12 protein-coding genes are annotated in these 26568 nt (G+C 74.7%); 7 read left to right on the top strand and 5 right to left on the bottom strand.

Annotated features, from left to right (window positions below):
• Nucleotides 1–5: 5 nt before the first annotated feature.
• The 4 genes from ACIRRS_RS37530 to ACIRRS_RS37515 all read left to right on the top strand — a co-directional run bounded on the left by ACIRRS_RS37530 (nt 6) and on the right by ACIRRS_RS37515 (nt 3483).
• Nucleotides 6–1124 (top strand): fatty acid desaturase family protein, encoded by a 1119-nt coding sequence (locus ACIRRS_RS37530; RefSeq protein ID WP_402981279.1) that lies wholly within the window; start codon nt 6–8, stop codon nt 1122–1124.
• Between the two features lie 144 nt (nt 1125–1268).
• Entirely contained in the window at nt 1269–1397 is a 129-nt protein-coding gene (locus tag ACIRRS_RS37525) for a hypothetical protein (protein ID WP_402981276.1), read from the top strand.
• Between the two features lie 363 nt (nt 1398–1760).
• Nucleotides 1761–1943 (top strand): hypothetical protein, encoded by a 183-nt coding sequence (locus ACIRRS_RS37520; RefSeq protein ID WP_402981273.1) that lies wholly within the window; start codon nt 1761–1763, stop codon nt 1941–1943.
• Between the two features lie 196 nt (nt 1944–2139).
• Nucleotides 2140–3483, top strand: coding sequence for a GH1 family beta-glucosidase (locus ACIRRS_RS37515; RefSeq protein WP_402981270.1), 1344 nt, complete (start codon nt 2140–2142; stop codon nt 3481–3483).
• A 61-nt stretch (nt 3484–3544) separates the two neighbouring features.
• On the opposite strand, the gene ACIRRS_RS37510 is transcribed toward ACIRRS_RS37515, so the two are convergent.
• Both ACIRRS_RS37510 and ACIRRS_RS37505 read right to left on the bottom strand, forming a co-directional pair.
• Nucleotides 3545–5653 carry an HAD-IIB family hydrolase gene (locus ACIRRS_RS37510; RefSeq protein ID WP_402981267.1) on the bottom strand — a complete coding sequence of 703 codons (2109 nt, stop codon included), beginning with the start codon at nt 5651–5653 and terminating at the stop codon, nt 3545–3547.
• A 121-nt stretch (nt 5654–5774) separates the two neighbouring features.
• A complete protein-coding gene (locus tag ACIRRS_RS37505; RefSeq protein ID WP_402981264.1) occupies nt 5775–8018 on the bottom strand; it encodes an MMPL family transporter in 2244 nt (747 codons plus the stop codon).
• 141 nt (nt 8019–8159) lie between these two features.
• Here ACIRRS_RS37505 and ACIRRS_RS37500 point away from each other — a divergent pair, with 141 nt between their 5' ends.
• Nucleotides 8160–8822 carry a TetR/AcrR family transcriptional regulator gene (locus tag ACIRRS_RS37500; RefSeq protein WP_402981261.1) on the top strand — a complete coding sequence of 221 codons (663 nt, stop codon included), beginning with the start codon at nt 8160–8162 and terminating at the stop codon, nt 8820–8822.
• A gap of 52 nt (nt 8823–8874) precedes the next feature.
• On the opposite strand, the gene ACIRRS_RS37495 is transcribed toward ACIRRS_RS37500, so the two are convergent.
• Both ACIRRS_RS37495 and ACIRRS_RS37490 read right to left on the bottom strand, forming a co-directional pair.
• Nucleotides 8875–10521 (bottom strand): ATP-binding protein, encoded by a 1647-nt coding sequence (locus tag ACIRRS_RS37495; RefSeq protein WP_402981258.1) that lies wholly within the window; start codon nt 10519–10521, stop codon nt 8875–8877.
• Nucleotides 10511–11221: a response regulator transcription factor gene (locus ACIRRS_RS37490; protein WP_402981255.1), complete on the bottom strand. Its 711-nt coding sequence runs from the start codon at nt 11219–11221 to the stop codon at nt 10511–10513. Before ACIRRS_RS37490 ends, ACIRRS_RS37495 begins: the two co-directional genes overlap by 11 nt.
• 143 nt (nt 11222–11364) lie before the next feature.
• Here ACIRRS_RS37490 and ACIRRS_RS37485 point away from each other — a divergent pair, with 143 nt between their 5' ends.
• Complete coding sequence (locus ACIRRS_RS37485) at nt 11365–12270, top strand: M20/M25/M40 family metallo-hydrolase (protein WP_402981252.1); 906 nt, start codon at nt 11365–11367, stop codon at nt 12268–12270.
• Between the two features lie 18 nt (nt 12271–12288).
• Nucleotides 12289–13698, top strand: coding sequence for a M1 family metallopeptidase (locus tag ACIRRS_RS37480; protein WP_402981249.1), 1410 nt, complete (start codon nt 12289–12291; stop codon nt 13696–13698).
• A 3-nt stretch (nt 13699–13701) separates the two neighbouring features.
• Here ACIRRS_RS37480 and ACIRRS_RS37475 read toward each other — a convergent pair.
• A partial coding sequence (locus tag ACIRRS_RS37475; RefSeq protein ID WP_402981247.1) for an SDR family NAD(P)-dependent oxidoreductase occupies nt 13702–26568 on the bottom strand: 12867 nt, incomplete at its 5' end.

The following is a 26568-nucleotide window of genomic DNA, read 5'->3' as shown; positions in this document are numbered from 1 at the left end:
GCACCTTGACCGCCATCGACCCCACCGCCCATCTGACCGCGGAGCAGATCGAGGAGCTCGGCCGCGAGCTGGACGCGATCCGCGATGAGGTGATCGCCGCCCGCGGCGAGAAGGACGCCGCCTACATCCGCAAGGTCATCTCGGCGCAGCGCAAGCTCGAACTGGCCAGCAGGGGCGTGTTGTTGTTCTCGATCTTCCCGCCCGCGTGGCTGCTCGGCACCGCCGGCTTGTCCGTCGCGAAGATCATGGACAACATGGAGATCGGCCACAACGTCCTGCACGGCCAGTGGGACTGGATGCGGGACCCGAAGATCCACTCCACCACCTGGGAGTGGGACCACGTCTCGCCGTCCGAGCAGTGGAAGCACTCGCACAACGAGCTGCACCACACGTACACCAACGTGATCGGCAAGGACAACGACCTCGGCTACGGCATCATGCGCGTCGACGAGGACCAGAAGTGGCACCCCTTCCACCTCGGGCAACCGCTGTGGAACCTCGTCAACGCCTGCTTCTTCGAGTACGGCATCGCCGCGTACGACCTGGAGCTCGGCAAGAACCTGCGCGACGGCCGCCGCGACGACCCGGAGTTCCGCGCGCGGGCCAGGGCCGTGGGCCGCAAGATCCGCAAGCAGGTGCTCAAGGACTACGTGATCCACCCGCTGCTGTCGGGCCCGTCGTTCCTCCCCACGCTCGCCGCCACGTTCACCGCCAACCTGGTCCGCAACATCTGGACCCACTCGGTGATCATGTGCGGGCACTTCCCCGAGGGCGTGCAGGTCTTCGAGCGCGGGTCCGTCGAGGGCGAGACGCGTGGCCAGTGGTACCTGCGCCAGATGATGGGCTCGGCGAACATCAGCGGCAGCAGGGCCATGCACTTCATGACCGGGAACCTGTCGCACCAGATCGAGCACCACCTGTTCCCGGACCTGCCGAGCAACCGGTACGCCGAGGTCGCGGTGAAGGTGCGCGCGCTGTTCGAGAAGTACGAACTGGAGTACGTCACCGGGCCGCTCCCCAAGCAGGTGCTCTCCGCGTGGCGCAAGGTCGTCCGGCTCTCGCTGCCGAACAGGAGGCCCGCCGCCACGACGCCGGGCCGCAGGAAGTCGCCCGCCGCGGCCTGAATCCCCCGTGGGCGCCCCTGGCTCTGGAGACACTCGACAGAGTCCGTGGGCTTATCTCGTTGTGCTACGCGCCCCGTCTCACCTGCTCCCTGAGCCGACACTTGGTCAAAGGCGCTGCTGCGCCGGGGAGGGAGGTGGTGCCGCATGTTCGGAAGGGAATTCTGGCGGACGGTCCAGTCGGCGATTGAGGACCGCACCCGGACCGTCCGCCTGATCGCGATCCTGATCACGATCGGCCTGATCACCGTGCTGACCGCACTGGTCGGCCGGTGACGTGTGGCCTGCGGTGCTGAGCCACCAGCGCCGCAGGCCCCCAGACTCCTTCACCGTACGAGGCCCGGCCGCGGTGTGCGATGCGGCCGGGGACTATCTACGGGCAGGGGTCTTGTAGGTTCCCGAAGACGGTGGGGGTGCCATGTGCGTCCCCACCTGCGGAAACGCCCCGTATCACTTCACTGGGACATTTCGCGCATATCGGACAGGGGTACTCGCATGACCTACCGCTCACCCGATTCGGCCGGCTCGCGCCGCCGGCCGCCCTCCCCGGACACCTCCTGGTGGACGAACGCCCTGCAGGGGCAGACACAGGCTGGGGCGACCGCCCGCGCTCGGACCCCGTCCGGGGCCAGGGCGGCGATGACCCGTCGGTCCTGGTACCTCGCCCGAGACGTCTGCGACGACTTCACCGCCTGTGTCGCGGAGATCCGTGCCCGCACCGGCATGCCCAAGCACGACATCGTCGCCGCGCTGCTCAGGGCCGCCGTGTCGCAGGCCGAGTCCGTCGTCGAGCAGTTCAAGCACCTGCCCCCACCCGACTGAGCGCCCTGCAGCCCCTCCACCCCGGCGCGTACGGCCGCCTGACGCACCGCCGGATCCCGGGCCCCGCCGACCGATGGTCGGCGGGGCCCTTCGGTTGGGCGCGTCTGTGACCCCGGGAGGGCGGCCCGGGGCCTCTGGTGTTTCGGTGCCGCGCCGGTAACATGAGCACCCCTCATGTTCTCATCGGGAGGCTGCCGTGCCGGACCGTTTCGACCTGCCCGCCGGATTCCGGTGGGGCGCCGCCACCGCCGCGTACCAGATCGAGGGGGCGGTGGGGGAGGACGGGCGCGGGGCGTCCATCTGGGACACCTTCTGCGCGCGGCCGGGCGCGGTGCGGGACGGGCACACGGGGGCGGTGGCCTGCGACCACTACCACCGGTACGCCGAGGACATCGGGCTGATGAAGGGCCTCGGGCTGGACGGCTACCGGTTCTCGGTGGCCTGGCCGAGGGTGGTGCCCGCGGGCGCGGGCGCCGTGAATCCCGCCGGGCTCGCCTTCTACGACCGCCTCGTCGACGCCCTCCTCGGCGCCGGCATCACCCCGCTGCCCACCCTCTTCCACTGGGACCTGCCCCAGGGGCTGGAGGACGCGGGCGGCTGGTTGAACCGCGACACCGCGTACCGGTTCGCCGACTACGCGGCCGTCGTCGCCGACCGGCTCGGGGACCGCGTCCCCGCCTGGATCACCCTCAACGAGCCCTTCGTGCACACGGTGTTCGGCTACGCGCTGGGCACCCACGCCCCCGGGCGCACGATGATGTTCGAGGCGCTGCCCGCCGCCCACCACCAGCTCCTCGCCCACGGCCTGGCCGCCACCGTCCTGCACGACCGGGGCCTGGAGGTGATGCTCTCCAACAACCTCACCCCGGTGTGGCCGGCCTCGTCCTCCGCCCCCGATCTGGCCGCCGCTTCCGCCTACGACACCCTCCACAACCGGCTGTTCACCGACCCCGTCCTCCTCGGCCGCCACCCCGACCTCTCCGCCCTCGGCGTCCCCGAGGACATCTACGGCGCCGTCCGCCCCGGCGACCTCGACCTCATCCACGCCCCCGGCCTCGACGGCCTCGGCATCAACTACTACAACCCCACCCGCGTCGCCGCCCCCACCGCCCCGGGCCTGCTCCCCTTCGACCTCGTCGACATCCCCGACGCCCCCCACACCGCCTTCGGCTGGCCCGTCGTCCCCGACGGCCTGCGCCAACTCCTCCACGGCCTGAAGGAGTTGTACGGCGACGCCCTCCCGCCCCTCACCATCACCGAGAACGGCTGCTCCGTCACCGAACCCACCACCCCCGACCAGCCCCGCATCGACTTCATGTCCACCCACCTCGACACCCTCGCCACCGCCGTCGCCGAGGGCGCCGACGTCCGCGGCTACTACACCTGGTCCCTCCTCGACAACTTCGAATGGGCGGAGGGCTACCACCAGCGCTTCGGGCTCGTCCACGTCGACTTCGCGACGCAGGAGCGGACGCCGAGGGCGTCGTACGGGTGGTACCGGAAGCTGATCGCCGCGCACCGTGCCTCTCGTGCAAGGTAGTTGGCGTCCAGCCGCTGCGACCACGGCCGGCCCGTGATGCCCGGGTCGGCGGGTGGGGGCATCACGCCGGCGGTGGTGTGCTGTCGGTGTCGCTGCTCCGGATCATGTGGATGATGCGGGTCGCCCAGTCGGTGGGCCGCTCGTGGCCGAGGAGTTCGGAGAGCCGGTGCATGCGGGTTCGGCGTTCGGCCAGGGGGAGGTCGAGGGCCCGGCCGAGGACGGTGCTGAGGTCTCCCGGTGAGCGGGGATCGGTGAGCAGTGCGGCTTCGCCGAGTTCGGAGGCGGCGCCGGTGTGGCGGGAGAGCACCAGGACTCCCGGATCGGCGTGACGGTGCAGGAGGGCGGCTCGGGCGGCGACGAACTCCTTGGCGGTCAGGTTCATCCCGTCCTGGAGGGAGGTCACCCAGAGTACGTCCGCCGCCAGGTACTCGTCGACGACCTCGGTGGTGGACAGACGGTGGGGAAGATAGTCGACCGGTTGCCAAGCTCCCTGCCGCCAAGCGGAGTTGACCTCGGGGACGCGTTGTTCGAGGTGGTCGCGTGTGGTGTCGTAGGCGGTGATGCCGGGCTCCGGCGGTGGGCAGACGAGCCGGAAGGTGATCCGGCCGCGCAGTCCGGGTCGGAGGGTGAGCAGGTGGTCGATGGCGTCGACCTTCTGGATCGGAGCCTTGGCGTAGTCGAGGCGTTCGACCGAGAGCACGACACGGCCGATGACCGGGCGGCGGTGCGGCGCGCGGAGGCGGGCGAGCTTCTCAATGGCAGGCCGGTCGATGCCGAGCGGGTGGACACCGACGCGCGGTGGTTCGGGCAGGCCGGCCAGGGTCCGGCGGAAGTGGTCGGCGAATTCCTCGGTGTGGAAGCCCGCCCAGTCGAGGCAGGCCAATGAGGAGCGCAGTTCGGCGGCGACCGGGAGGGTGGCGAAGGTCTCCGGGGCGGGGAACGGGGTGTGGTGGAAGATCCCGGTTCTGAGGTCGGGTCGGATGCGGCGCAGCCGGCCGGGGACGAGCCAGAGGTTGTAGTCGTGGAGCCAGACGGTGGCGCCGGGGGCGGCCTGCGCGCTGATGTGCCGGGCGAAGCGGGCGTTGACCGTGCGGTAGTCGGCCCACGCCCGTTCGTCGTGGATCGAGCGGCCCGGTTCGGACATCAGTACCGGCCACAGGGTTTCCTTGCAGGCGCGGTGGAAGTAGCCGCTCCACGTGGCCGGGTCCACCGGTACGGCGGCCAGCGGGAGCGTGGTGGGTCGCGGGTGCGGGGCCTGTTGGTCGCGCCCGGTCAGCGTGGTGACCCAGATCCCCGGCAGACCGTCGGAGAAGGCGCTGGTCAGGGTGGGCAGGATGCCGTTGGGGCTGGTGGGCGGCTGCCAGCTGTCGCCGTTCCAGTGGAGCGGCGGGCGGTGGTAGGCCAGCACGAGGGAGTGCCGGTCGGCGGGGCGGTCGGGGTCGGAGTCGGGATCGGGGGAGAGCCAGCCGAGCTCCTGGAGCGCCGCGTGGATGCCGGCCGCGCCGGCCCGACCGGGGCGGTGGACGCGGGGGTCCTCGGCGAGGGCGGTGAGCAGCGCGGGTTCGGCGCCGGCGACGACCACGGCGTGGGTGCCGGTCCGGAACAGCGAGAGGTCGTTGAGGGAGTCGCCGGCGACGAGGATCTCCTCGGGCCGCCAGCCCAGCTTCCCGGCCAGGGCCCGAAGGGCGTTGCCTTTGGAGGCTTCTGGCGGCAGGACGTCGAAGTAGCGCTCCGCCGAGTACACCCAGGTGCAGCGGAGGGCCTCGACGGCCGCGGTGAGTTCTTCGGTGAGCCCGCCCGGGGCGAGGTGGTAGGAGCAGCGGCCCTCTTGGACGACGTCGTGCTGGTAGACAAGTTCGGGGAAACGGCCCAACGCGGCGCGTACCCGGTCCGGCCCTGGCCAGCCGGTCCGCAGCTGTTCCTGGACCGGGTCGACGGAGGTGAAGTCCAGGCCGTCGATGACGGTCGCGCCGACGTCGGCGATGATCCACCGGGGCCGGGGGACGAGCGGATCGCGAAGGACCTCGAGGATCGAGGCCAGTCCGCGTCCGGTGGCGAAGACCGGGACCACCTCGGGGTGCCGGGCCAGGGCGTCCCTCAGCCGACGCCGGTCGTCCGGGGTGCCGCCGAGCAAGGTGCCGTCCAGATCGGTGACCAGAATCCTCGACATCCGAGGGACGCTAACACGACCACACGCCGTTTTGAAGCGTTCACCTCATGCTGTCGCCTGCGTTCCCGCGCGGCTGCTCCGCGCCCCGACGACGGGCGGCGGAGCAGCCGCGCGGTCCGGGTCAGGCGACCGGGGCGGGTGTGGGGGCGGGTGCGGGGGTGGGGCGGTAGAGGTCGGTGTGGCCCTCGATGTGGAGGTGGGGGAGGCGGTGGTCGAGCCAGGAGGGGAGCCACCAGTTGGCGCGGCCGAGGAGGTGCATGACGGCGGGGACGAGGAGCAGGCGGACGAGGGTGGCGTCGATGAGGATGGCCGAGCCCATGCCGACGCCGATGACCTTGATGGGGAGGTCGGGGGAGGGGACGAAGGCCGCGAAGACGGCGACCATGATGGCGGCCGCCGCGGTGATGACCCGGGCGGTGCCCGCGAGGCCGGTGACGATGGACCGCGCGTTGTCGCCCGTGCGCAGCCAGGCCTCCTGCATGCGGCTGACGAGGAACACCTCGTAGTCCATCGAGAGGCCGAACAGGACGGCGAAGGTCAGGACGGGGACGAAGGCGGGGAGCGGGGTGGGGGTGTCGATGCCGATCAGGCGGCCGGCGGTGCCGCCCTGGAGGACGAGGGCGACGACGCCGTACGCGGCGCCGACGGAGAGCAGGTTCATCACGGCGGCCTTGAGGGCGACGGCCACGCTGCGGAAGGCGACGAGCAGCAGGAGCATCGACACGGTGACCACGCCGCCGACGAGCAGCGGGATGCGGCCGGCGATGTTGTCGGTGCTGTCGATGGCGGCGGCGGTCGCCCCGCCGACGTGCACCTGGACCCCGGGGCCGGCGAGGGTGGGGAGGACGTGCTCCCGGAGGTCGCGGACGAGGGTCTTGGTGGCCGTGCTCTGCGGCCCGGTCGCCGGGGCGACCGTCAGCAGCAGGGAGCGGCCGTCGGTGCTGGGCAGCGGCGGGGTGACGGCCACCACGCCGGGGACCGCGCGGAGCCCGTCGGGGAGCGCGGCCGCCGCGTCGGGCCGGGTGCCGGGGGACAGTTCGGCGACGAGGAGGAGCGGGCCGTTGCTGCCCGGTCCGAAGCCGGCGGCCACCGTGTCGTACGCCTGCCGGTTGGAGCGGCCGGCGGGGTCGTTGCCCGCGTCGGGGAAGCCGAAGCGGACGCCGAGGAACGGCGCCGCCAGCGCCAGGAGGACGATCACCCCGGTGAGGGCGCCGAGGACGCGGTGGCGCTGGACGAGCCGGCTCCAGCGCAGCCAGCCGGTGCCGACCGCCTGCTCGGGGCCGCGGCGGCGCGGCAGCGGCAGGCGCAGGCGCTCGATGTGGCGGCCGAGGTAGCCGAGCAGGGCGGGGAAGAGGGTCGCGGAGGCGGCGAGGACCACCAGGACGGAGAGGATCGCCGAGACGGCCGCGCCGCGCATGAAGGACAGGCCCATCGCGAACAGCCCGAGCATGCTGACCACCACGGTCAGCCCGGCGACCACGACCGCGCGCCCGGCGGTGTCGAGCGCGGCGACGGTGGCCTGTTCGGGCGTCAGCCCCTCGGCGCGCCACTCCCGGAAGCGGGTGACCAGGAGCAGCGCATAGTCGATGCCGACGCCGATGCCGAGCATCGCGGCGAGCGAGGTCGACCAGTCCGGCACGGGCATGATCGCGGCGAGGACGGGCAGCGGGGTGGTGCTGACGGCGAGTCCGCCGAGGGCGGTCAGCAGGGGCAGGCCGGCGGCCACGACCGAGCCGAAGGTGATCACCAGGATCACGGCGGCGGCCGCCATGCCGATGCCCTCCGAGCCGATCGAGCCCTGTTCGGCCGCCTGGACGGCCATGCCGCCCAGGTGCACCTGGAGCCCGTCGGAGGCCGTGTCGGCGAGGTCGAGCAGGCGCTGGGTGTCGGCCTTGGGCATGTCGGGGGCGTTGGCGACGTCGAGGTGGAGCTGCCCGAGCGCCGTGCGGCCGTCGGGTGACACCTTGCCGCGCGGGCCGTACGGGTCGTCGATGCCGCTGACGTGCGGCACGGCGGCCATCCGCGCGACCAGGTCCTGGACCCGGGCGCGGGTGGCGGCGTCGGTCACGCCCTGGTCGGAGGAGAGCACCAGGTTGATCGACTCGCCGCCGAGCCCGGGGAAGTCGCGGGCGAGCAGCTGCTGGGCCTGCTTGGAGTCCGAGCCGGGGGCGCTGTAGTCCGCGCTGTACTTCGCGCCGAGACCGGCCGAGAGGCCGAAGGCCGCGCCGGCGGCGAGCAGCCACAGCAGCACCGTGCGGCCCCGGTGGCGAAAGCTCCAGCCGGCTATTCGGCCGAGCGGGCCGGGCCGGTGCGGGGCCCGGCCCCCGGCGGTCGGCCGTCCTTCGTCGCGTGGTGCCTGGGACATGAGTTCCTCCGTCGTACGTGGCGAGGGGCGGCGCCCCGCAAAGCGTTATGCCTCGTAACGCTGTTATGAGGCGTAACGTATCTGTCGACGGGGATGGATTGTCAATGCGGTGCCGTCCCGCACCGGGCGAACGGAGACGCGATGACCGAGATGGGCGAGGCCCGGACCCGCCGTGAGCGGCTGCGGGCCGGCACGGTGGAGGAGATCAAGCAGGCGGCCCTCGGTCTCATCGCCGAGCACGGCAGCGCGAACCTGCGCTTCACCGACATCGCCCGCAGCCTGGGCATGACCGCGCCCGCGCTGTACCGGTACTTCGCCGACCGGGACGAACTGCTGACCGCGCTCGTCGCCGACTCCTACGACAGCCTGTCGGACGCGCTCAGGGCGACCGGGGCCACCATCGCGCCGGACGACCTCGACGGCCGCTTCCTCGCCATCTGCGTGGCCTACCGCGGCTGGGCGCAGCGGCACCCGGAGCGGTTCGCCCTCATCTTCGGCTCCCCGGTGCCCGGGTACGCGGCCCCGGTCGACGGGCCGACCACGGCGGCCGGGCGGCGGGTGATGGAGCACATGGTGGAGTTCGTGGCGGCCGCGGCCCGGCACGGCCGGCTCGGCACCCCGCTGGTCCCCGACGCCCTGGAGGCGACCGTGCTGGCCTGGGCCACCGTGCACGGCTTCGTCACCCTGGAGGCGCACGGGCACTTCTGCGCGCTCGACCAGGAGGCGCGCGACCGCCTCTTCACCGTCCAGGCGGGCCTGGCCGCGCGCACCGCGGGTCTCGCGCCGTCGGCCCGGCTGCCCTGACCGGACCGGGCTGGGCTGGGCGTCAGGGGCCTCTTCGCCCGTGGCCGGCGGCTCATGGCCCTGCCGCGAGGGGGAGGCGGACGGTGAAGGTGGTGCCGTGCGCGGGGGTGGCGGTGGCGCGGACGGTGCCGTGGTGGAGGTGGGTGAGGTGGCGGACGATGGCGAGGCCGAGGCCGCTGCCGGGGTGGGGGGCGGGGGCGCGCCAGAAGCGGTCGAAGAGGTGGGGGAGGTCGGCGGGGGCGATGCCGGGGCCGGTGTCGGTGACGGAGACGAGGAGGGCGTCGGGGGCGGTGCGGGCGCGGAGGGTGACGGTGGCGCCGGGCGGGGAGTGGTGGACGGCGTTGGTGACGAGGTTGCCGACGAGCTGACGCAGGCGGACGGGGTCGGCGAGGAGTTCGCAGGCGGGCGGTGGCGGCTCGAGGGTGAGGGTGACGCCCGAGGCCCGTGCGTGGGCGCCGTGGGCGGTGGCGACCTGGGCGAGGAGGTCGGCGGCGTTCACGGGGCGGAGCTGGAGGGTCAGCCGTCCGGCGTCGGCGGTGGAGAGGTCGCGCAGGTCGTCGATCAGGTGCTGGAGTTGCAGGGCCTCCTGGAGGAGGGAGGCGCTCAGGGCGGTGTCGGCGGGGACGACGCCGTCCTCGACGGCCTCCAGCCAGCCGCGGATGTTGGTGAGCGGGGTGCGCAGTTCGTGGGCGATGTCGCCCACCAGGTCGCGGCGCAGCTCCTCCAGGCGCTGGCGGCGCTGCGCCATCGCGTTGAAGGCGGCGGCGAGTTGGGCGATCTCGTCGCGGCCGGAGGTGGCCACCCGGGCGGTGAGGTCGCCCTCGGCCATCCGGCGGGCGGCGCGGGTGAGGGCGTTCAGGGGGCGGGAGAGCCGTAGGCCCACCGCCGTGGTGATCGCCACGGAGAGGATCAGGACGAGGGCGGCGACCTCGGCGACCTGGCCGTGGTGGGGCGTGGAGAGGACCGGGCCGTCGGCGGTGGTGCCGGTGAACAGGAGGGCCGGCGGGGCCACGTAACGGGCGAGCTGGCGGCGGCGGGAGTCGGCGAGGCAGTCGGCGGTGGCCTCGTCCCGCGGGGGAGAGGGGAGCGAGACGGGAGGGAGGTGGCGCAGGTCGAGGCAGGTGTTGACGAGGGCGGTGAGGTCGGCGAGGGCGGAGTTTTCCCTGGCGGCGGGCGCCTCCAGGACGACGGGGGAGGCGCAGGGGGCGGCCTCCGTGCAGCGGGAGCGGCTGCGGGCGGCCTCGTCGCGGGCCGCGCGTTCGGCGGCGGTCGGCTGGAAGGGGCCGACGGCGCGGGCGTCGATCCGGTCGTCAGGGGAGCCGGGCAGGAGGGAGGGGTCGACGGCGAGCGGGTCGAGGGTGGCCGTGGGCGTACGGGGCGGGGTGGAGCCGGGGTCCGAGTCGACGAGGGGCTCGAAGCGCGGCGTGGTGAGCAGGACGCGCTGCCCGGTGTCGGCCGCGAGCCGCCGCACGGTCGGCTCCACGCCGCTCCAGTCGCGGTGGGTCGCGGCGTAGCCGAGCAGTTCGTCGTAGATCCGCGCCTGGTCCGCGAGCGCCTGGCGCCGCTCCTGCCGGATCACGCCCGTCGTGGTGCGGGCCGTCAGCCAGGCCGTCGCGGCGATCGAGCAGAGCGAGACCAGGGCGGAGAGGGCGAGCAGCCGCAGCAGCAGGCTGCGGCGGGGCGGGGAGTCACGACGCACCGCGCGGCTCCCGGGCGAGCTTGTAGCCGATGCCGTAGACCGTCAACAGGCGGGCGGGGCGGCGTGGTCGGGGCTCGATCTTGCGGCGAAGGTTCATCACGTGGGTGTCGACCGTCCGGGCGGTGACGTACCGGTCGATGCCGTGCAGGTGCTCCAGCAGCTGGGCGCGGGTGAAGACCCGGCCGGGCTGGGAGACCAGCACCTCCAGCAGGCGGAACTCGCCGGGGGTGCAGTCGACGGGCCGGCCGTCGGCGGTCACCTCGTGGCGCAGCGGATCGACGGTCAGGGGCCCGGCGGTGAGGACGGGGGAAGGGGAAGCCGGCGGGGGCGCGGGATGGCGGCCGCGCCGCAGCAACGCGCGGGCCCGGGCGACGAGTTCGCGCGGACTGTACGGCTTGGTGAGGTAGTCGTCGGCGCCGAGGTCGAGCCCGAGCAGCAGGTCCTCCTCCGCCGTGCGGGCGGTCAGCATCAGCACCGGGAGGCTGGACTCGGCGCGCAGCGCCCGGCAGACGTCGAGCCCGTCCATGACCGGCATCGCCACGTCGAGGACCAGGAGTTGGGCCGGGCCGTGGCGCGCCTCCTCCAGCGCGGAGCGGCCGTCGTGGACCACGACCACGCGATGCCCCTCCCGCTCCAGGTACAGCCGAACCAGGTCGGCCTGCTGGGGATCGTCCTCCGCGACCACGACGTGCGCGCACATGAGGACGATCGTATGCGCCCTCAGGGACGGGCCCCGGACGGGTCCACGACGGCCTCCCCACAACTTCCTGACATTCACGGCCCAGAGTGGGCGCGACCCGCCGGGACAAACCCCCGGCCAGGCCCGCGAAAGGCTCCCGTGTGATGCGCTCCGCCCGTCCGCTGTTCCTCACCGCCCTCGGGGCGGCCCTGCTGCTGAGCCACGTACCGGCAGCCGCCGCAGCGGCCCCCGCCCCCGCCCCCGCCCCCGCCGCGCCCACCGTCACGGCGGGGGAGGTGATGCCGCACCTCCAGGCCCTGCAACGCATCGCCGACCGCAACGGCGGCAACCGCGCCCACGGCACCCGGGGGTACGCGGAGTCGGTCGCGTACGTGAAGCGGGCCCTGGACCGGGCCGGATTCCGCACGCAGCTGCGCCACTTCGCCCGCGACGGCAAGGACGGGGTCAACCTGATCGCCGACTGGCCGGGCGGCGACCCGAACCACGTCCTGCTCGTCGGCGCGCACCTGGACAGCGTCCCGATGGGCCCGGGCATCAACGACAACGGCTCCGGCTCGGCCGCCGTCCTCGCCACCGCCCTGCGGGTCGCCGACTCCGGGCTGCGGCCCGCGCGGCACCTGCGCTTCGCCTGGTGGGGCGCGGAGGAGCTCGGCATGGTCGGCTCGGCGGACTACGTCGCGAAGCTGTCCGCCGCCGACCGCAAGGCCGTCGACCTGTACCTCAACCTCGACCAGGCGGGCAGCCGCAACCTCCAGCAGTACCTGCTGGTGAAGGACGGGAAGAACGGCGGGACGGAGGCCTTCCGGGCCTTCGACGACTGGTTCCGCGCCCGGGGCTTCGCCACCTTCGACATCCCGCTGGACAGCTCCGACAGCCAGCCGTTCGGGGACGCGGGCATCCCCTCCTCCGGCTTCAGCAGCGGGGTCTCGAACTGCCTGCACACCGCCTGCGACGACCTCGCGAACGTCGACCCGGCGACGGAGGCGACCAGCACCAACGCCCTGATCGACGTGGTGTGGCAGTTCGCCACCGCCACGCCCAACCGGTAAGGGAGCAGAGGAATGCGCATGCGACGGATCCACCGCCGCGCCCTGGTCGCGGCCGCCCTCGGCCTCGCCCTGACCGTCACCGCCGCCCCCGCGCAGGCCGTCGGGGCCGTCGACCCGTACTACCCGGAGGACGGCAACGCCGGGTACGACGTGGCGGACTACGACGTCCGGATCGCCTACGACCCGGCGCAGCCCGACCGGTTGAACGGCGACACCACCGTCACCGCCCGGGCGCTGCGCCCGCTGGAGCGCTTCTCCCTGGACCTCAAGGGCTTCCAGGTCGCCTCCGTCACGGTGAACGGCGCCCCGGCGAAGGCCTTCTCCCGCTCCGGCGCGCACAAGCTGGACGTCGAGCCCGCCCGGCGGGTGTCCGGCGGCTCCGTCTTCCGGGTGCGGGTGGTGTACGCGGGCAAGCCCGACCCCGAGGGCTGGCACCGGCTGGCCTCCGGCGGCGTCAACGCGATGGGCGAGCCGCACTCGGCGACCTCCTGGTTCCCCTCGAACGACCACCCGTCCGACAAGGCGACGTTCTCCCTCGCCGCGACCGTCCCCGACGGCTGGACGGCCATCGGCAACGGCGTGCCCGGCCCGACCACCGCCGGGGGTGGCACGACGACCTTCCGCTGGCGCGAGGACAGGCCGATGGCCACCTACCTCGCCACCGTCGCCGTCGACCGGTTCACCGTCCACCGCTCGGCGCTGCCCGACGGGACGCCGGTCATCACGGCCTTCGGCGCCGGTCTGCCGGTCGACGCGGACGCGCTGGCGGCCGAGGCCCAGCAGCCGGAGATCCTCGCCTTCCTGGCCTCCAAGTTCGGCCCGTACCCGTTCAGTTCGGCCGGCGCGATCGTCCGCAGCTGGCCCACGGAGCCGGGCGGCGGCGCGCCGGACCTGGAGACCCAGGGGCGGCCCACCTACACCGGCATCCTGTGGGACGCGGCGATCGTGCACGAGAACGCCCACCAGTGGTTCGGCGACAGCGTCTCGTTCACCGACTGGCGTGACGGCTGCATCGCCGAGTGCGTCGCCCAGTACGCCAACCAGCTGTGGGACGAGCACCAGGGCGCGAACCTCGACACCGGGTTCTACGCCCGCAACGTCAAGGAGAACCTGGGCAACCCGTCGTACTGGTCGACGCGGCTGTACGACCCGGGCCGGGGCGACGAACTCGCCCCGGCCCTCTACCTCAAGGGCTCCCTGATGATGCACGCCCTGCGGCGCACGGTCGGCGACGAGGCGTTCTTCGGCACCCTGCGGCGCTGGACCGCCGAGCACGCGTACGGCAACGCCTCCTTCCCGCAGTTCGAGGCGCTCGCGGCGAAGGTGTCCGGGAGGGACCTCAAGGGCTTCTTCGACGCCTGGGCGCACGGGACGACCGTTCCGGCGAAGGAGTACCTCTACCCGGGCAGCCTCGCACCGCTGGGGTGAGTGTCAGTCACGGGTGCCCAGTTCGTTCTCGATGAGGAGGAACAGCTCGTCGTCGTCGGCGAGTTCGAGGCGGGACGGGGCCGCCTCGGGGGCCGGGCCTCCGAGGCGGGTGAGGACGGCGGTGAGGCGGGTGGCGAGGTGGGCGCGGCGTTCCGTGGTGTCGGGGTCCGTGGTGTCGGGGGCGGCGGAGAGGGCGGCCTCCAGGGCGTCGAGGTGGGTGAGGAGGGTGTCGGCTCCGCCGGGGAGGCGGGGGGTGAGTTCCTCGTGGAGGTGGGCGGCGAGGGCTCGGGCCGTCGGGTGGTCGAACAGGAGGGTGGTGGGCAGGCGCAGGCCGGTCTCGGCGCTGAGGCGGTTGCGGAGTTCGACGGCGGTGAGCGAGTCGAGGCCGAGGTCCAGGAGGCCCCGGTCGGCGGGGAGCGGACGGCCGGCCGGGTGGCCGAGGATCTCGGCGACGGCCGTGCTGAGCAGGGCGAGGGCGGTTCGGGCCCGTTCCGGGCTGGTGGCCTCCGCGAGCCTGTGGATCCAGAGCGGACCGGTGGAGGCCGGGGTCGAGGAGGCCGTGGGCAGGGGCGCCGCCGAAGGCTTGACGAGGCCGCGCAGGAGCGGGGGCACCGGGTCCTGGGGCGTACGGAGGTCGAGGCGGGCCGGGACGAGGACGGGTTCGGTGCCGGCGAGGGCTTCGTCGAAGAGGCGCAGTGCCTCGTCGACGGGCAGCGGGAGGACGCCGGTGCGGGCGATGCGGGCGAGGTCGGCGGGGGTGAGTGTGGCGCCCATGCCGTCCTCGGCCCAGAGGCCCCAGGCGAGGGAGGTGGCGGGCAGGCCGAGTGCCCGGCGGTGCTGGGAGAGGGCGTCGAGGTAGGTGTTGGCGGCGGCGTAGTTGGCCTGGCCGGCGTTGCCGATCACTCCGGCGATGGAGGAGAAGAGGACGAACGCGTCGAGGCCGTCGGTGAGTTGGTGGAGAAGGCTCGCCGCGTCGACCTTGGGCGCGAGGACGCGGTCGACGGCCTCCTCGGTGAGCGAGGCCAGGGTGGCGTCCGCCGTGACGCCGGCGGCGTGGACGACGGCGGTGAGCGGGTGCTCGGAGGGGACGGTGGAGAGGGCGGCCACCAGGGCCTGGGCGTCGGCGGCGTCGGCGGCGAGGACGGTGGCTTCGGCTCCGAACCCGGCGAGTTCCTCGACGAGTTGGCGGGCCTGCGGGGCGTCCGGGCCGCTGCGGCTGAGGAGCAGGAGGTGGCGGATGCCGTGGGCGGTGACGAGGTGGCGGGCGAGGAGGGCACCCAGGGTGCCGGTGCCGCCGGTGATCAGGACGGTGCCCTCGGGGTCGAGCGGGGAGCGCGGTGAGGTGACGGGCTCGACGGGGGCGAGGCGGGGGACGTACAGGGTGCCGTCGCGCAGGGCGAGTTGGGGCTCGTCGGCGGGGAGGGCCTCGGGTGCGGCGGAGTCGGAGTCGGAGTCGGTGTCGAGGAGGACGAGGCGGCCCGGGTGTTCGGTCTGCGCCGTGCGCACCAGGCCCCACACCACGGACTGCGCCAGCCCGTCGACCGGGTCCGCCGCCCGGACGGCCGTCGCGCCCCGAGTGACCAGCAGCAGGCGGGAGTTCGCGAAGCGCTCGTCGGCCAGCCAGCCGCGCAGCTCGTCGAGCAGGCGGTGGAGGGACGGTTCGGACGGGACCTCGTAGAGGACGGACGGGGGCGCCGGCTCGCCCGCCTCGACCAGGCGCAGCGCCTCGGCGTGGGGGAGTGGCGGGCCGGCGGGGGTGGCGGGTGCCGGGAGGGGAGTCCAGGCGATGCGGTGGAGGCTGCCGGTGGTGCGGCGGCCGGCGGTCAGCCGGGCCGGGTCGGTCTCCCGGACGGCGAGGGCGCCGACGGTCAGGACCGGCGCTCCGGTGGCGTCGGTGAGCCGCAGGGAGACGTGCTCGGGGCGCGTCGCGTCGAGCACGACCCGCAGGGTGCGGGCGCCGGTGGCGTGCAGCCGGACGTCCTGCCAGGAGAAGGGGACGGGCAGGCCGCCGCCCGCGCCGGGCCCGGCGAGGGCGAGCGGGTGCAGGGCGGCGTCCAGCAGGGCGGGGTGGAGTCCGGAGCCGAACTCGGCTGCATCGGACGGAAGTTCGACCTCCGCCCACCAAGTCCGGTCGCGCTGCCAGGCGGCCTGCAGGCCCTGGAACAGCGGGCCGTACGCGTAGCCGTGCTCGGCGAGCCGCTGGTAGGCGTCCGTGAGGTCCACGGGGTCCGCGCCGGAGGGCGGCCAGGCCTCGCCGGCCGTGTCGGCCGAGGCAGCGGAGGCCGGGGCCAGGAGGCCGGTGGCGTGTGTCGTCCACGGGTCGGCCTCGTCCGGCCGGGAGTGGACGGCGAGCGGGCGCCGCCCGTCCTCGCCGGCGGCCCCGACGGTGACCTGGAGGCGTACGGACCCCTGGTCGGGCAGCAACAGCGGTGCCTGGAGCGTCAGTTCCTCGACGGTCGGCACGCCGGCGCGGGCGCCCGCGTGCAGGGCGAGTTCGAGCAGGGCCGTGCCGGGGACGAGGACCGTGCCGAGCACGGCGTGGTCGGCCAGCCACGGGTGGGTGGAGAGGGAGAGCCGGCCGGTGTGGACGGTGCCGGAGCCGTCGGCGAGTTCGACGGAGGCGCCGAGCAGCGGGTGGTCGGCGGCGCCGAGCCCGGCCCGGGAGACGCCGTCCCCGGTGGGGGAGGCGGGGGCGTCCAGCCAGTAGCGGTCGCGCTGGAACGGGTAGGTGGGCAGCTCCGGGCGCGGGCCGGCCGGGGTGGAGGCGAAGTACGCGGCCCAGTCGACGCCGCCACCCGCCGTGTGCAGAGCGGCCAGGGCCTGCGGGACGCTGACGGACTCGGGGTGCCTGCGGTGGAGCAGGGCGAGCGGGACGGCATCCGGGAGAGTGTCGGCGGCCATGGTGGCGAGCACCGTGTCCGGGCCGAGCTCCAGGAGGGCGCCGATGCCGTCCGAGGCGAGGGAGCGCAGCCCGTCGGCGAAGCGGACGGTCTCGCGGACGTGGCGGACCCAGTGCTCGGGGTCGGCCAACTCGGCGGCGCCGGCGGGGAGTCCGGTGAGGTCGGAGATCACGGGGAAGCGGGGCGGGTGGAACTCCAGGGCCGCGACCAGCTCCCGGAACCCGTCGAGCATCGGTTCCATGAGCGGCGAATGGAAGGCATGACTGACCGTCAGTTGACGGGTTTTGACGCCGAGTTCACCGGCCTTCGCGGCGACGGCCCGCACCTGCTCCGCCTCGCCCGAGATCACGGTGGCGCGCGGGCCGTTGAGGGCGGCGATGCCGACCGACTCCTCGTACCCGTGCAGGAGTTCGCGGACGGCCTGCTCGTCGAGGGCGAGCGAGACCATGGCGCCGCCCGCCGGGAGGGCGTGCATCAGCCGGCCCCGGGCGGCCACCAGGGTGGCGGCGTCCGCGAGGGAGAGGACACCGGCCGCGTGGACGGCGGCGATCGAGCCGATCGAGTGGCCGAGGACGGTGTCGGGGTGGACGCCCCAGTGCTCCAGGAGGCGGAAGAGCGCGGTCTCCAGGGCGAACAGGGCGGGCTGGGTGTAGCGGGTCTCGTGGAGGAGTTGTGCCTCCGGGCTGTCGGGCTCGGCGAACATCAGATCACGCAGCGGCCGGTCCAGGTGCGGGTCCAGTGCGGCCAGCGTCGCGTCCAGGGCCACGGCGAACCTCGGCTCGGCCGCATACAACTCCTGTCCTGCTCCCGGTCGTTGGCTGCCCTGGCCGGTGAACAGGAAGGCGGTGCGGACGGAGGCGGGCGCGGTGGTCGCGGCGGGCTGGGCCGTGAGGGCGTCGAGGGCCTCCGTCAGCGTGGCGGCGACGAACGCGGAGCGGTGCTCCAGCGCGGCCGGGCCGGTGGCCAACGCGCGGGCCACGGCGGCGGGTTCGGCCTCCGGGTGCTCGGCGAGGTGCCGGGCGAGCCGCTCGGCGCGCTCGCGCAGGGCCTCCGGGGTGTGGCCGGCGAGCAGCCAGGGCCGGGGGGCGGGTGTCGGCGTGGGCGCGGTCTCGGCAGTCGGTGCCTGCTCCAGGACGACGTGGGCGTTGGTGCCGCTGATGCCGAAGGAGGAGACGGCGGCTCGGCGCGGGCGCCCGTGCTCGGGCCAGTCGGTCTGCGAGGCGAGCAGCTCGACGGCGCCCGCCGACCAGTCCACGTGCGGGGTCGGCCGGTCGATGTGGAGGTTCTTCGGGAGCTGTCCGTGCCGCATCGCGAGCACCATCTTGATCACGCCCGCGACGCCGGCGGCGGCCTGGGTGTGGCCGATGTTGGACTTCAACGAGCCGAGGAACAAGGGGGTTTCGCGATCCTGGCCGTAGGTGGCCAGCAGCGCCTGAGCCTCGATGGGGTCGCCGAGCGTGGTGCCGGTGCCGTGCGCCTCGACGGCGTCGACCTCGGCGGGGGTGAGCCCGGCGGAGGCGAGGGCGGCGCGGATCACCCGCTGCTGGGAGGGGCCGTTGGGGGCGGTGAGGCCGTTGCTGGCGCCGTCCTGGTTGACGGCCGAGCCGCGCAGCAGGGCGAGGACCTGGTGGCCGTTGCGCCGGGCGTCGGAGAGCCGCTCCACGAGCAGCAGGCCCGCGCCCTCGGACCAGCCGGTGCCGTCGGCCGCGTCGGCGAAGGGCTTGCAGCGGCCGTCGGCGGCCAGGCCGCGCTGGCGGCTGAACTCGACGAAGGTCGCGGGGCTGGCCATCACCGTGACGCCGCCGGCCAGCGCGAGGTCGCACTCGCCCTGGCGCAGCGACTGGGCGGCCAGGTGCAGGGCGACGAGGGAGGAGGAGCAGGCGGTGTCGACGGTGACGGCGGGGCCCTCCAGCCCGAAGGTGTACGAGACCCGGCCGGAGGCCACGCTGCCCGCGCTGCCGCTGACGAGGTAGCCCTCGAAGCCCTCCGGGGCGCTGGGGGCCTGGTGGAGGCGGGCGCCGTAGTCGTTGTACATGACGCCGGTGAAGACGCCGGTGCGCGAGCCGCGCAGCGCGTGCGGGTCGAGGCCGGCGCGCTCGAAGGCCTCCCAGGCGGTCTCCAGGAGGAGGCGCTGCTGCGGGTCGGTGGTGAGGGCCTCGCGGGGGCTGATGCCGAAGAACTCCGGGTCGAACTCGGCGGCGCCGTAGAGGAATCCGCCCTCGCGGGTGTAGGAGGTGCCGGGGTGCGTGGCGTCCGGGTCGTAGAGGGCGCCGAGGTCCCAGCCCCGGTCGCCGGGGAAGGGGCCGACGGCGTCGCGGCCGTCGGCGAGCAGTTGCCACAGCTCCTCGGGGGTGGTGACCCCGCCGGGGTAGCGGCAGGCCATGGCGACGATCGCGATCGGGTCCTCGTCGACGACGGCGGCCGTGGGGGTCTCGACGACCGTGCCGGTCCCGGGGGCGAGGAGCTCCTCGCGCAGCAGGGCCGTCAGCGCGGCCGGGGTCGGGTGGTCGAAGACCAGGGTGGTGGGCAGGCGCAGGCCGGTCTCGGCGCTGAGGCGGTTGCGCAGGTCGACGGCGGTGAGCGAGTCGAAGCCCAGGTCGGTGAAGGCGCGGCCGTCCTGGATCGCCGTGGGGTCGGCGTGGCCGAGGACGGCGGCGGTGGTGGCGCGGACCAGGCCGAGGAGCAGGCGCTCCGCTTCGGCCGGGGAGCCGGCGGCGGCGAGCCGCTGGGCGAGGAGGGGCTCGGTGCCGCCGGGGGAGGAGGCGGAGGCCGCCCGGCGGCGGGCGGGGCGGACCAACGAGCGCAGAGGCGCCGGGACTTCGGACCCGGGGGCGCCGAGGGGGGCGGTGGCGAAGCGGGCCGGGACGACGGCCGGCCGGTCACCGGCGAGGGCTTCGTCGAAGAGGCGCAGGGCCTGGTCGACGGGTAGCGGGGCGATGCCGGTGCGGGCGATGCGGGCGAGGTCGGCGGGGGTGAGTGTGGCGCCCATGCCGTCGTCGGCCCAGAGGCCCCAGGCGAGGGAGGTGGCGGGCAGCCCGAGCGCCCGGCGGTGCTGGGCGAGGGCGTCGAGGTAGGTGTTGGCGGCGGCGTAGTTGGCCTGGCCGGCGTTGCCGATGACCCCGGTGACGGAGGAGAAGAGGACGAACGCGTCGAGCCCGTCGGTGAGTTCGTGCAGCAGGTTCGCTGCGTCGACCTTGGGCGCGAGGACGGTGTCCAGCCGCTCGGGGGTGAGGTCGACGAGCAGGCCGTCGTCCAGGACGCCGGCGGCGTGGAGGACGGCGGTGAGCGGGTGCTCGGCGGGGGCGGAGGCGAGGAGGTCGGCGACGGCCCGGCGGTCGGTGGTGTCGGCGGCCGTGAGGGTGACGACGGCGCCCAACTCTTCCAGAGAGGACCGGAGTTCGGCCGCGCCGGGGGCGTCGGGGCCCCGGCGGCTGGTCAGGAGCAGGTGGCGGATGCCGTGGCGGGTGACGAGGTGGCGGGCGAGGTGGGCGCCGAGGGCTCCGGTGGCGCCGGTGATCAGGACGGTGCCCTGGGGGTCGAGGGGGGAGCGGGGCGCGGCGACGGGCGGGGTGACGGCGAGGCGGGGGACGTAGAACCGTCCGTCACGCAGCGCGAGTTGGGGTTCGTCGGCGGGGAGGGCATCGGGTACGGCGGAGTCCGTGTCGAGCAGGACGAGGCGGCCCGGGTGCTCGGTTTGGGCCGTGCGCACCAGCCCCCAGACGGCCGACTCGGCCAGGCCGGGCAGCCGGTCCTCGGCCGTCACCGCGACGGCGCCCCGGGTGACGACGGCGAGTCGGGCGCCCTCGGGGCGCTCCTCGGCGAGCCACTCCTGCACGGCGGCCAGCGCACGGTGCGCGGCTGAGCGGGCGGAGTCGGAACCCTCGATGGTGAGGACGGTGGTGTCGGGGCCGGCGGCCGGGGCAGACTGCGCGGGCAGTTCGATCCACTCGACGGCGTGGAGCGGCTCACCCGTCAGGGCGGTGGCGGACAGCGCCTCGGCGGGAACGGCCCGCAGCTCCAGCGACTCGGCGGTGGCGACCAGTGCGCCCGCCGCGTCGGTGAGCGTCAAGGAGACGCCCCCGCCCGGCAGTTCGGCGAGCCGGGCGCGGACCTGGCCGGCGCCGGTGGCGTGCAGGGCGAACCGGCTCCAGGCGAAGGGCAGGCGGATACCCGCGCCTTCGGTCTTGTCCTGGAGGGGCAGCAGGTGGAGCGTGGCGTCCAGTAGGGCCGGGTGCAGGGCGAACCCGTCGGTGGTGAGGGCGAGTTCGTCGGGGAGGCGGACCTCGGCGTAGAGGGCGGTGCCGTCCTGCCAGGCCGCGACGAGGTTGCGGAAGGCCGGGCCGTAGCCGTACCCGAGGTCGGCGAGCCGCTGGTAGACGTCCTGGGCGTCCAGCGGGACGGCGTTGGCAGGCGGCCAGGCCGCGTCGGGCGTGGGGACGGTCGGCGCGGTGACGGCGAGGGTGCCCGAGGCGTGACGGGCCCAGGGCTCCTCGTCGGCCGCCCGGGCATGGACGGCGAAGGGGCGGCGGCCGTCGGCGACCGGGGCGCCCACGGTGAGCTGGAGCGCGAGGGCGCCGGTGGCGGGCAGCGGCAGCGGGGCTTCCAGGGTCAGATCGTCGACGACGGGGGCGCCGGCCTGCTCGCCGGCGCGGAGGGCGAGGTCGACGAAGAGGCTGCCGGGGGCGAGCGGGACGCCGTTGACGGCGTGGTCGAGGAGCCAGGGGTGACGGGCGGTGGCGAGCGTGCCCGTGAACAACAGGCCGCCTCCGTCGGCGAGTTCGACCGGTGCGGAGAGGAGTGCGGTGGGGCCGTCCTCGGTGGGGGCCTCCAGCCAGTAGTGGTGGTGGTGGAAGGGGTAGGTGGGGAGGGGGGTGTGGGGGTTGGGGGTGTGGGGCGTCAGGGTGTGGCCGTGGGTGTGGGTGGTGGCGAGGGCGGTGTGGAGGGTGTGGGTTTCGGGGTGGTCTCGGCGGAGGAGGGGGGTGGTGTTGGGGGTGAGGGGGGTGAGGACGGGGTCGGGGCCGAGTTCGAGGGTGAGGGTGATTCCGGCGGCGGTGAGGGTTTCGGTGGTGTCGTGGTAGCGGACGGGTTGGCGGATGTGCTGGGTCCAGTAGGCGGGGGTGGTGGGGTCGCCGGTGGTGGCGAGGGGGATCTGTGGGGCGTGGTAGGTGAGTTGGGAGGCGACGCGTTCGAACTCGTCGAGGATGCCGTCCATGTGCGGGGAGTGGAAGGCGTGGCTGACCGTGAGGGGCTTGGTGCGTCGGCCCAGGGCGCGGAAGTGGTCGGCGACGGTGTGCGCGGCGTCGTGGTCACCGGCGATGACGATGCTGCCGGGAGCGTTGACGGCGGCGATGGAGACGGTGTCGGTGAGGTGGGGGTGGATCTCCTCCTCGGTGGCTTGGACGGCGATCATGGCGCCGCCGGTGGGGGCCTGGTGCATGAGGCGGGCGCGGGTGGTGACGAGGGTGGCGGCGTCGTGGAGGGTGAGGATGCCGGCGGCGTGGGCGGCGGTGAGTTCGCCGATGGAGTGGCCGGCGAGGTGGTCGGGGTGGATGCCGTGGTGCCGCAACAGCTGGAACAGCGCCGTTTCCAGGGCGAAGAGGGCGGGCTGGGTGTAGCGGGTGTCGTTGAGGAGGTCGGCTTCGGGGGTGCCGGGTTCGGCGAACATGAGGTCGCGCAGTGGCCGGTCGAGGTGCGGGTCGAGAGCGGCGAGTGCGTCGTCGAGGGCTGAGGCGAAGGCGGGGTGGGTGGCGTACAACTCGCGTCCGGCGCCGGGTCGTTGGCTTCCCTGGCCGGTGAAGACGAAGGCGATGCGGGCGGGTGTGGTGGCGGTGCCGCGCAGCAGCGCGGGGTGGTCGCCGCCCGAGGCGAGGGCCTCCAGCGCCGCCAACGCCTGCGACCGGTCGGAGGCCAGGACGACGGCGCGGTGCTCGAGCGCCGACCGGCCGTGGCCGAGCGCGGCGCCGATCGCCATCAGCGAGTCGGTGCCGGAGCCGACGAACTCGGCGAGCTGCGACGCTCGTTCGCGCAGGGCGCGCGCGTTGTGCCCGGAGAGCGGCCACAGCACCGGCCCGGCCGCTTCTTCCACGGGGGTCTCGTCCCGGGCCGGTGCCTGCTCCAGGACGACGTGGGCGTTGGTGCCGCTGATGCCGAAGGAGGAGACGGCGGCCCGGCGCGGGCGCCCGTGCTCGGGCCAGGGGGTCTGCTCGGTGAGCAGGTCGACGGCGCCGGTCTCCCACTCGATGTAGGGCGAGGGCGCGTCCACGTGCAGGGTGCGGGGCAGGACGCCGTGGCGCATCGCCTGGATCATCTTGATGATGCCGCCGACCCCGGCGGCGGCCTGGCTGTGCCCGATGTTGGACTTCAACGAGCCCAGCAGCAGCGGGGTTTCGCGCGACTGCCCGTACGTGGCGAGCAGGGCGTGCGCCTCGATGGGGTCGCCGAGGCGGGTGCCGGTGCCATGGGCCTCGACGGCGTCGACCTCGGAGGGGGTGAGCCCGGCGGAGGCGAGGGCGGCGCGGATCACGCGTTCCTGGGAGGGGCCGTTGGGGGCGGTGAGGCCGTTGCTGGCGCCGTCCTGGTTGATCGCGGAGCCGCGCAGCAGGGCGAGGACCTGGTGGCCCTTGCGCCGGGCGTCGGAGAGCCGTTCGACCAGCAGCAGGCCGACGCCCTCGGACCAGCCGGTGCCGTCCGCCCCGGCGGCGAAGGACTTGCAGCGCCCGTCGGCGGAGAGGCCGCGCTGGCGGCTGAACTCGACGAAGGTGTCCGGGCGCGACATGACCGTCACCCCGCCCGCGAGCGCGAGGTCGCACTCGCCCTGGCGCAGGGCCTGGGCGGCCAGGTGCAGGGCGACGAGGGAGGAGGAGCAGGCGGTGTCGACGGTGACGGCCGGGCCCTCCAGCCCGAAGGTGTAGGCGAGTCGGCCGGAGACCACGGAGGCGGTGTTGCCGGTGAGCAGGTACCCCTCCAGTTCCTCCGGGGCCTTGCGCAGCCGCGAGCCGTAGTCGTTGTACATCACCCCGGCGAACACGCCGGTCTGTGTGCCCCGCACGGTGGCCGGGTCGATGCCGGCCTGCTCGAAGGCCTCCCAGGTGGTCTCCAGCAGGAGGCGCTGCTGCGGGTCCATGGCGAGCGCCTCGCGGGGGCTGATGCCGAAGAACTCCGGGTCGAACTCACCGGCGCCGTACAGGAATCCGCCGTGCCGGGTGTAGGAGGTGCCGATCCGCTCCGGGTCCGGGTCGTAGAGGGAGTCGAGGTCCCAGCCCCGGTTGGTCGGGAACGGGCCGACGGCGTCGACGCCGTCGAGGACGAGTCGCCACAGGTCCTCGGGCGAGGCGACCCCGCCCGGGTAGCGGCAGGCCATCCCGACGATCGCGATCGGGTCCTCGTCGGCGGTCACGGCGACGGGCGGGGGCGCCTGCTCGCGGAGGGGCGCGGCGGCGCCGGGGAGCAGGGTGAGGAGGTGCTCGACGAGGGCGGAGGGGGTCGGGTGGTCGAAGACGGCGGTGGCGGCGATCCGCAGGCCGGTGGCGGTGGCGAGGCGGTTGCGCAGGTCGACGCCGGTGAGCGAGTCGAAGCCGAGGTCCTTGAAGGCGCGGGAGGCGTCGACGGTCGCCGAGGTGGCGTGGCCGAGCACGGTGGAGACGGCGGTCAGCACCAAGTCCGTTGCGGTGCGGGACCGTTCGGGAGCGGGGAGGGCAGCGGTGCGCTCGGCCCAGGTCGAGCCGGTGGAGGCGGTGGAGCCGGCAGCGGTACGGCCGGCGGCGGCCCGGCGGCGCGGCGCGCGGACCAGGGCGCGCAGCGGCGCCGGGAGCGGCCCGGCCGCCGCCCGGGCCTGCAGCGCCGCCCGGTCGAAGCGGACCGGGACGAGGGCCGGCGCGGAGTGCCGCAGGGCCGCGTCGAACAGGGCCAGCGCCTCCTGCGTACCGAGCGCGGGCAGGCCGGCCCGGGCCCAGCGGGCCAGTCCGGCCGCGCCGAGCCCGCCCGCCATGCCCTCCGCGTCGGCCCAGAGGCCCCAGGCGAGGGAGGTGGCGGGCAGCCCGAGGGCGTGGCGGTGCTCGGCGAGGGCGTCGAGGTAGGCGTTGGCGGCGGCGTAGTTGGCCTGGCCCGCCGTGCCGGTGGTCGCGGTGACGGAGGAGAAGAGGACGAACGCGGCCAGGCCGTCCGTGAGTTCGTGCAGGTGCCGGGCGGCGTCGGCCTTGGCGCGCAGGACGGCGTCCAGGCGCTCGGGGGTGAGGTCGGCGAGGACGCCGTCGTCCAGGACCCCGGCCAGGTGGAGGACGGCGGCGAGCGGGCGCTCGGCCGGTACCGCGGCGAGGACGGCGGCGAGGGAGTCGCGGTCGGAGGCGTCGACGGCGGCGAACCGCACCTCGGCGCCCGACTCGGCCAGCTCGGCGGCGAGTTCCCCGGCCCCCGGGGCGTCGGCGCCGCGTCGGCTGAGCAGCAGCAGGTGCCGGGCGCCGTACCGCTCGGCCAGGTGCCGTACGACGGTGCGGCCCAGCCCGCCGGTGCCGCCGGTGACCAGGACGGTGCGGTCGGCGAACTCCGGCGCGTCCCCGTCCGGGGCGCCTGCGGGGGAGAGCCGGGGGGCGTACAGGGCGCCGTCGCGCAGGGCGAGTTGGGGCTCCTCGACGGGCAGGGCGGCGAGGTCGGCCGCGCCCGGTTCGACGTCCAGGTCGGCGAGGGCGAAGCGGTCCGGGTGCTCGGCCTGGGCGGAGCGCAGCAGGCCCCAGAGGGCGCCGGACCACGGGTCGGGGACGGTGTCGGCCTCGGTGGCGGCGACGGCGCCACGGGTGAGGACGAGCAGCCGGGAGCCGGTGAAGCGCTCCTCGGCGAGCCAGGCCCGGAGCAGCTCCAGCGTACGGGCGACGGCCTCGCGCCCGCCCGGCGCGGCCACGGCGACCACCGGGGGTACGGCGTCCCCGGCAGGCAGGTCCGCGAGCGAAGCGACGAGGGCGGTGGCGGCGGGTTCGGCGGGCCGTACGGGTACCCACCTGGTCAGGTACAGGTCGCGGGCGTCCCGGTCGGTGGCCAGTGGCAGCAGGGCCAGCGCGTCAAGGCGGAGGACGGGGCGGCCGGCGGTGTCCCGGGCGTCCAGCGCGCCGTCGTGCCAGTGGACGCGCAGCGCGTCGGCACCGGTGGCGTGCAACTCCACGCCGGACCAGGCGAACGGCAGCGGCAGCCCCTCGGAGGTCTCGGCGGCGCGGGCCACCAGCGGGTGCAGGGCCGCGTCCAGCAGGGCCGGGTGCAGCGGGTGCCGGGCGGCGGACTCCCGCAGCTCCTCGGGGAGCGCCAGGTCGGCGAACAGCTCCTCGCCCCGGCGCCAGGCGGCGCGCACGCCCTGGAATGCCGGGCCGTAGGCGTACCCGAGCTCGGTGAGGCGCTGGTAGAGCGCGTCGACGTCGAGCGGCTCGGCGCCGGCCGGAGGCCAGGCGGGCGTCTCCTCGGGGGTGGGAACCGTGGCGGGGACGAGACGGCCGACGGCGTGCCGGGTCCACTCGCCGGTGTCCTCGGCGGGGCGGGAGTGCACGGCCAGCGAGCGCGCCCCGGTCTCGGACTCCGGTGCTCCGACGGACAGTTGGAGGATCAGCGAGCCCTGAACGGGGAGGGCGAGCGGGGCCTCAAGGGTCAGTTCGTCCAGGCGCGGGGCGTCGGCGCGCTCACCGGCGGCGAGGGCGAGGTCGACGAAGGCGGCGCCGGGGAGCAGGGGGCGGCCGAGGATCTCGTGGTCGGCCAGCCAGGCGTGGGTGCCCAGGGAGAGCCGGCCCGTGAGCAACAGCCCGCCGTCCTCGGCGAGTTCGACGGAGGCGCCGAGCAGCGGGTGGCCGGGGGTGTCGAGGCCGAGCCGCTCGGGGGTGCCGCCGGGGGTGGTCGGGGCGAGCCAGTAGTGGTGGTGGTGGAAGGGGTAGGTGGGGAGGGGGGTGTGGGGGTTGGGGGTGTGGGGCGTCAGGGTGTGGCCGTGGGTGTGGGTGGT

Origin of the sequence: Kitasatospora sp. NPDC101183, assembly GCF_044767945.1 — a bacterium.
Taxonomy (GTDB): domain Bacteria; phylum Actinomycetota; class Actinomycetes; order Streptomycetales; family Streptomycetaceae; genus Kitasatospora.
Note: the sequence above shows the minus strand (reverse complement) of the source record. Positions and strands in the feature narration are given on the sequence as shown.

Excerpts from the sequence above, each read along its gene's own strand:
- ACIRRS_RS37525 (WP_402981276.1), top strand. The coding sequence starts at position 1,269 with ATGTTCGGAAGGGAATTCTGGCGGACGGTCCAGTCGGCGATTGAGGAC.
- ACIRRS_RS37520 (WP_402981273.1), top strand. The coding sequence starts at position 1,761 with ATGACCCGTCGGTCCTGGTACCTCGCCCGAGACGTCTGCGACGACTTC.
- ACIRRS_RS37510 (WP_402981267.1), bottom strand. The coding sequence starts at position 5,653 with ATGTCGAGGATTCTGGTCACCGATCTGGACGGCACCTTGCTCGGCGGC.
- ACIRRS_RS37505 (WP_402981264.1), bottom strand. The coding sequence starts at position 8,018 with ATGTCCCAGGCACCACGCGACGAAGGACGGCCGACCGCCGGGGGCCGG.
- ACIRRS_RS37500 (WP_402981261.1), top strand. The coding sequence starts at position 8,160 with ATGACCGAGATGGGCGAGGCCCGGACCCGCCGTGAGCGGCTGCGGGCC.
- ACIRRS_RS37490 (WP_402981255.1), bottom strand. The coding sequence starts at position 11,221 with ATGTGCGCGCACGTCGTGGTCGCGGAGGACGATCCCCAGCAGGCCGAC.
- ACIRRS_RS37485 (WP_402981252.1), top strand. The coding sequence starts at position 11,365 with ATGCGCTCCGCCCGTCCGCTGTTCCTCACCGCCCTCGGGGCGGCCCTG.
- ACIRRS_RS37480 (WP_402981249.1), top strand. The coding sequence starts at position 12,289 with ATGCGACGGATCCACCGCCGCGCCCTGGTCGCGGCCGCCCTCGGCCTC.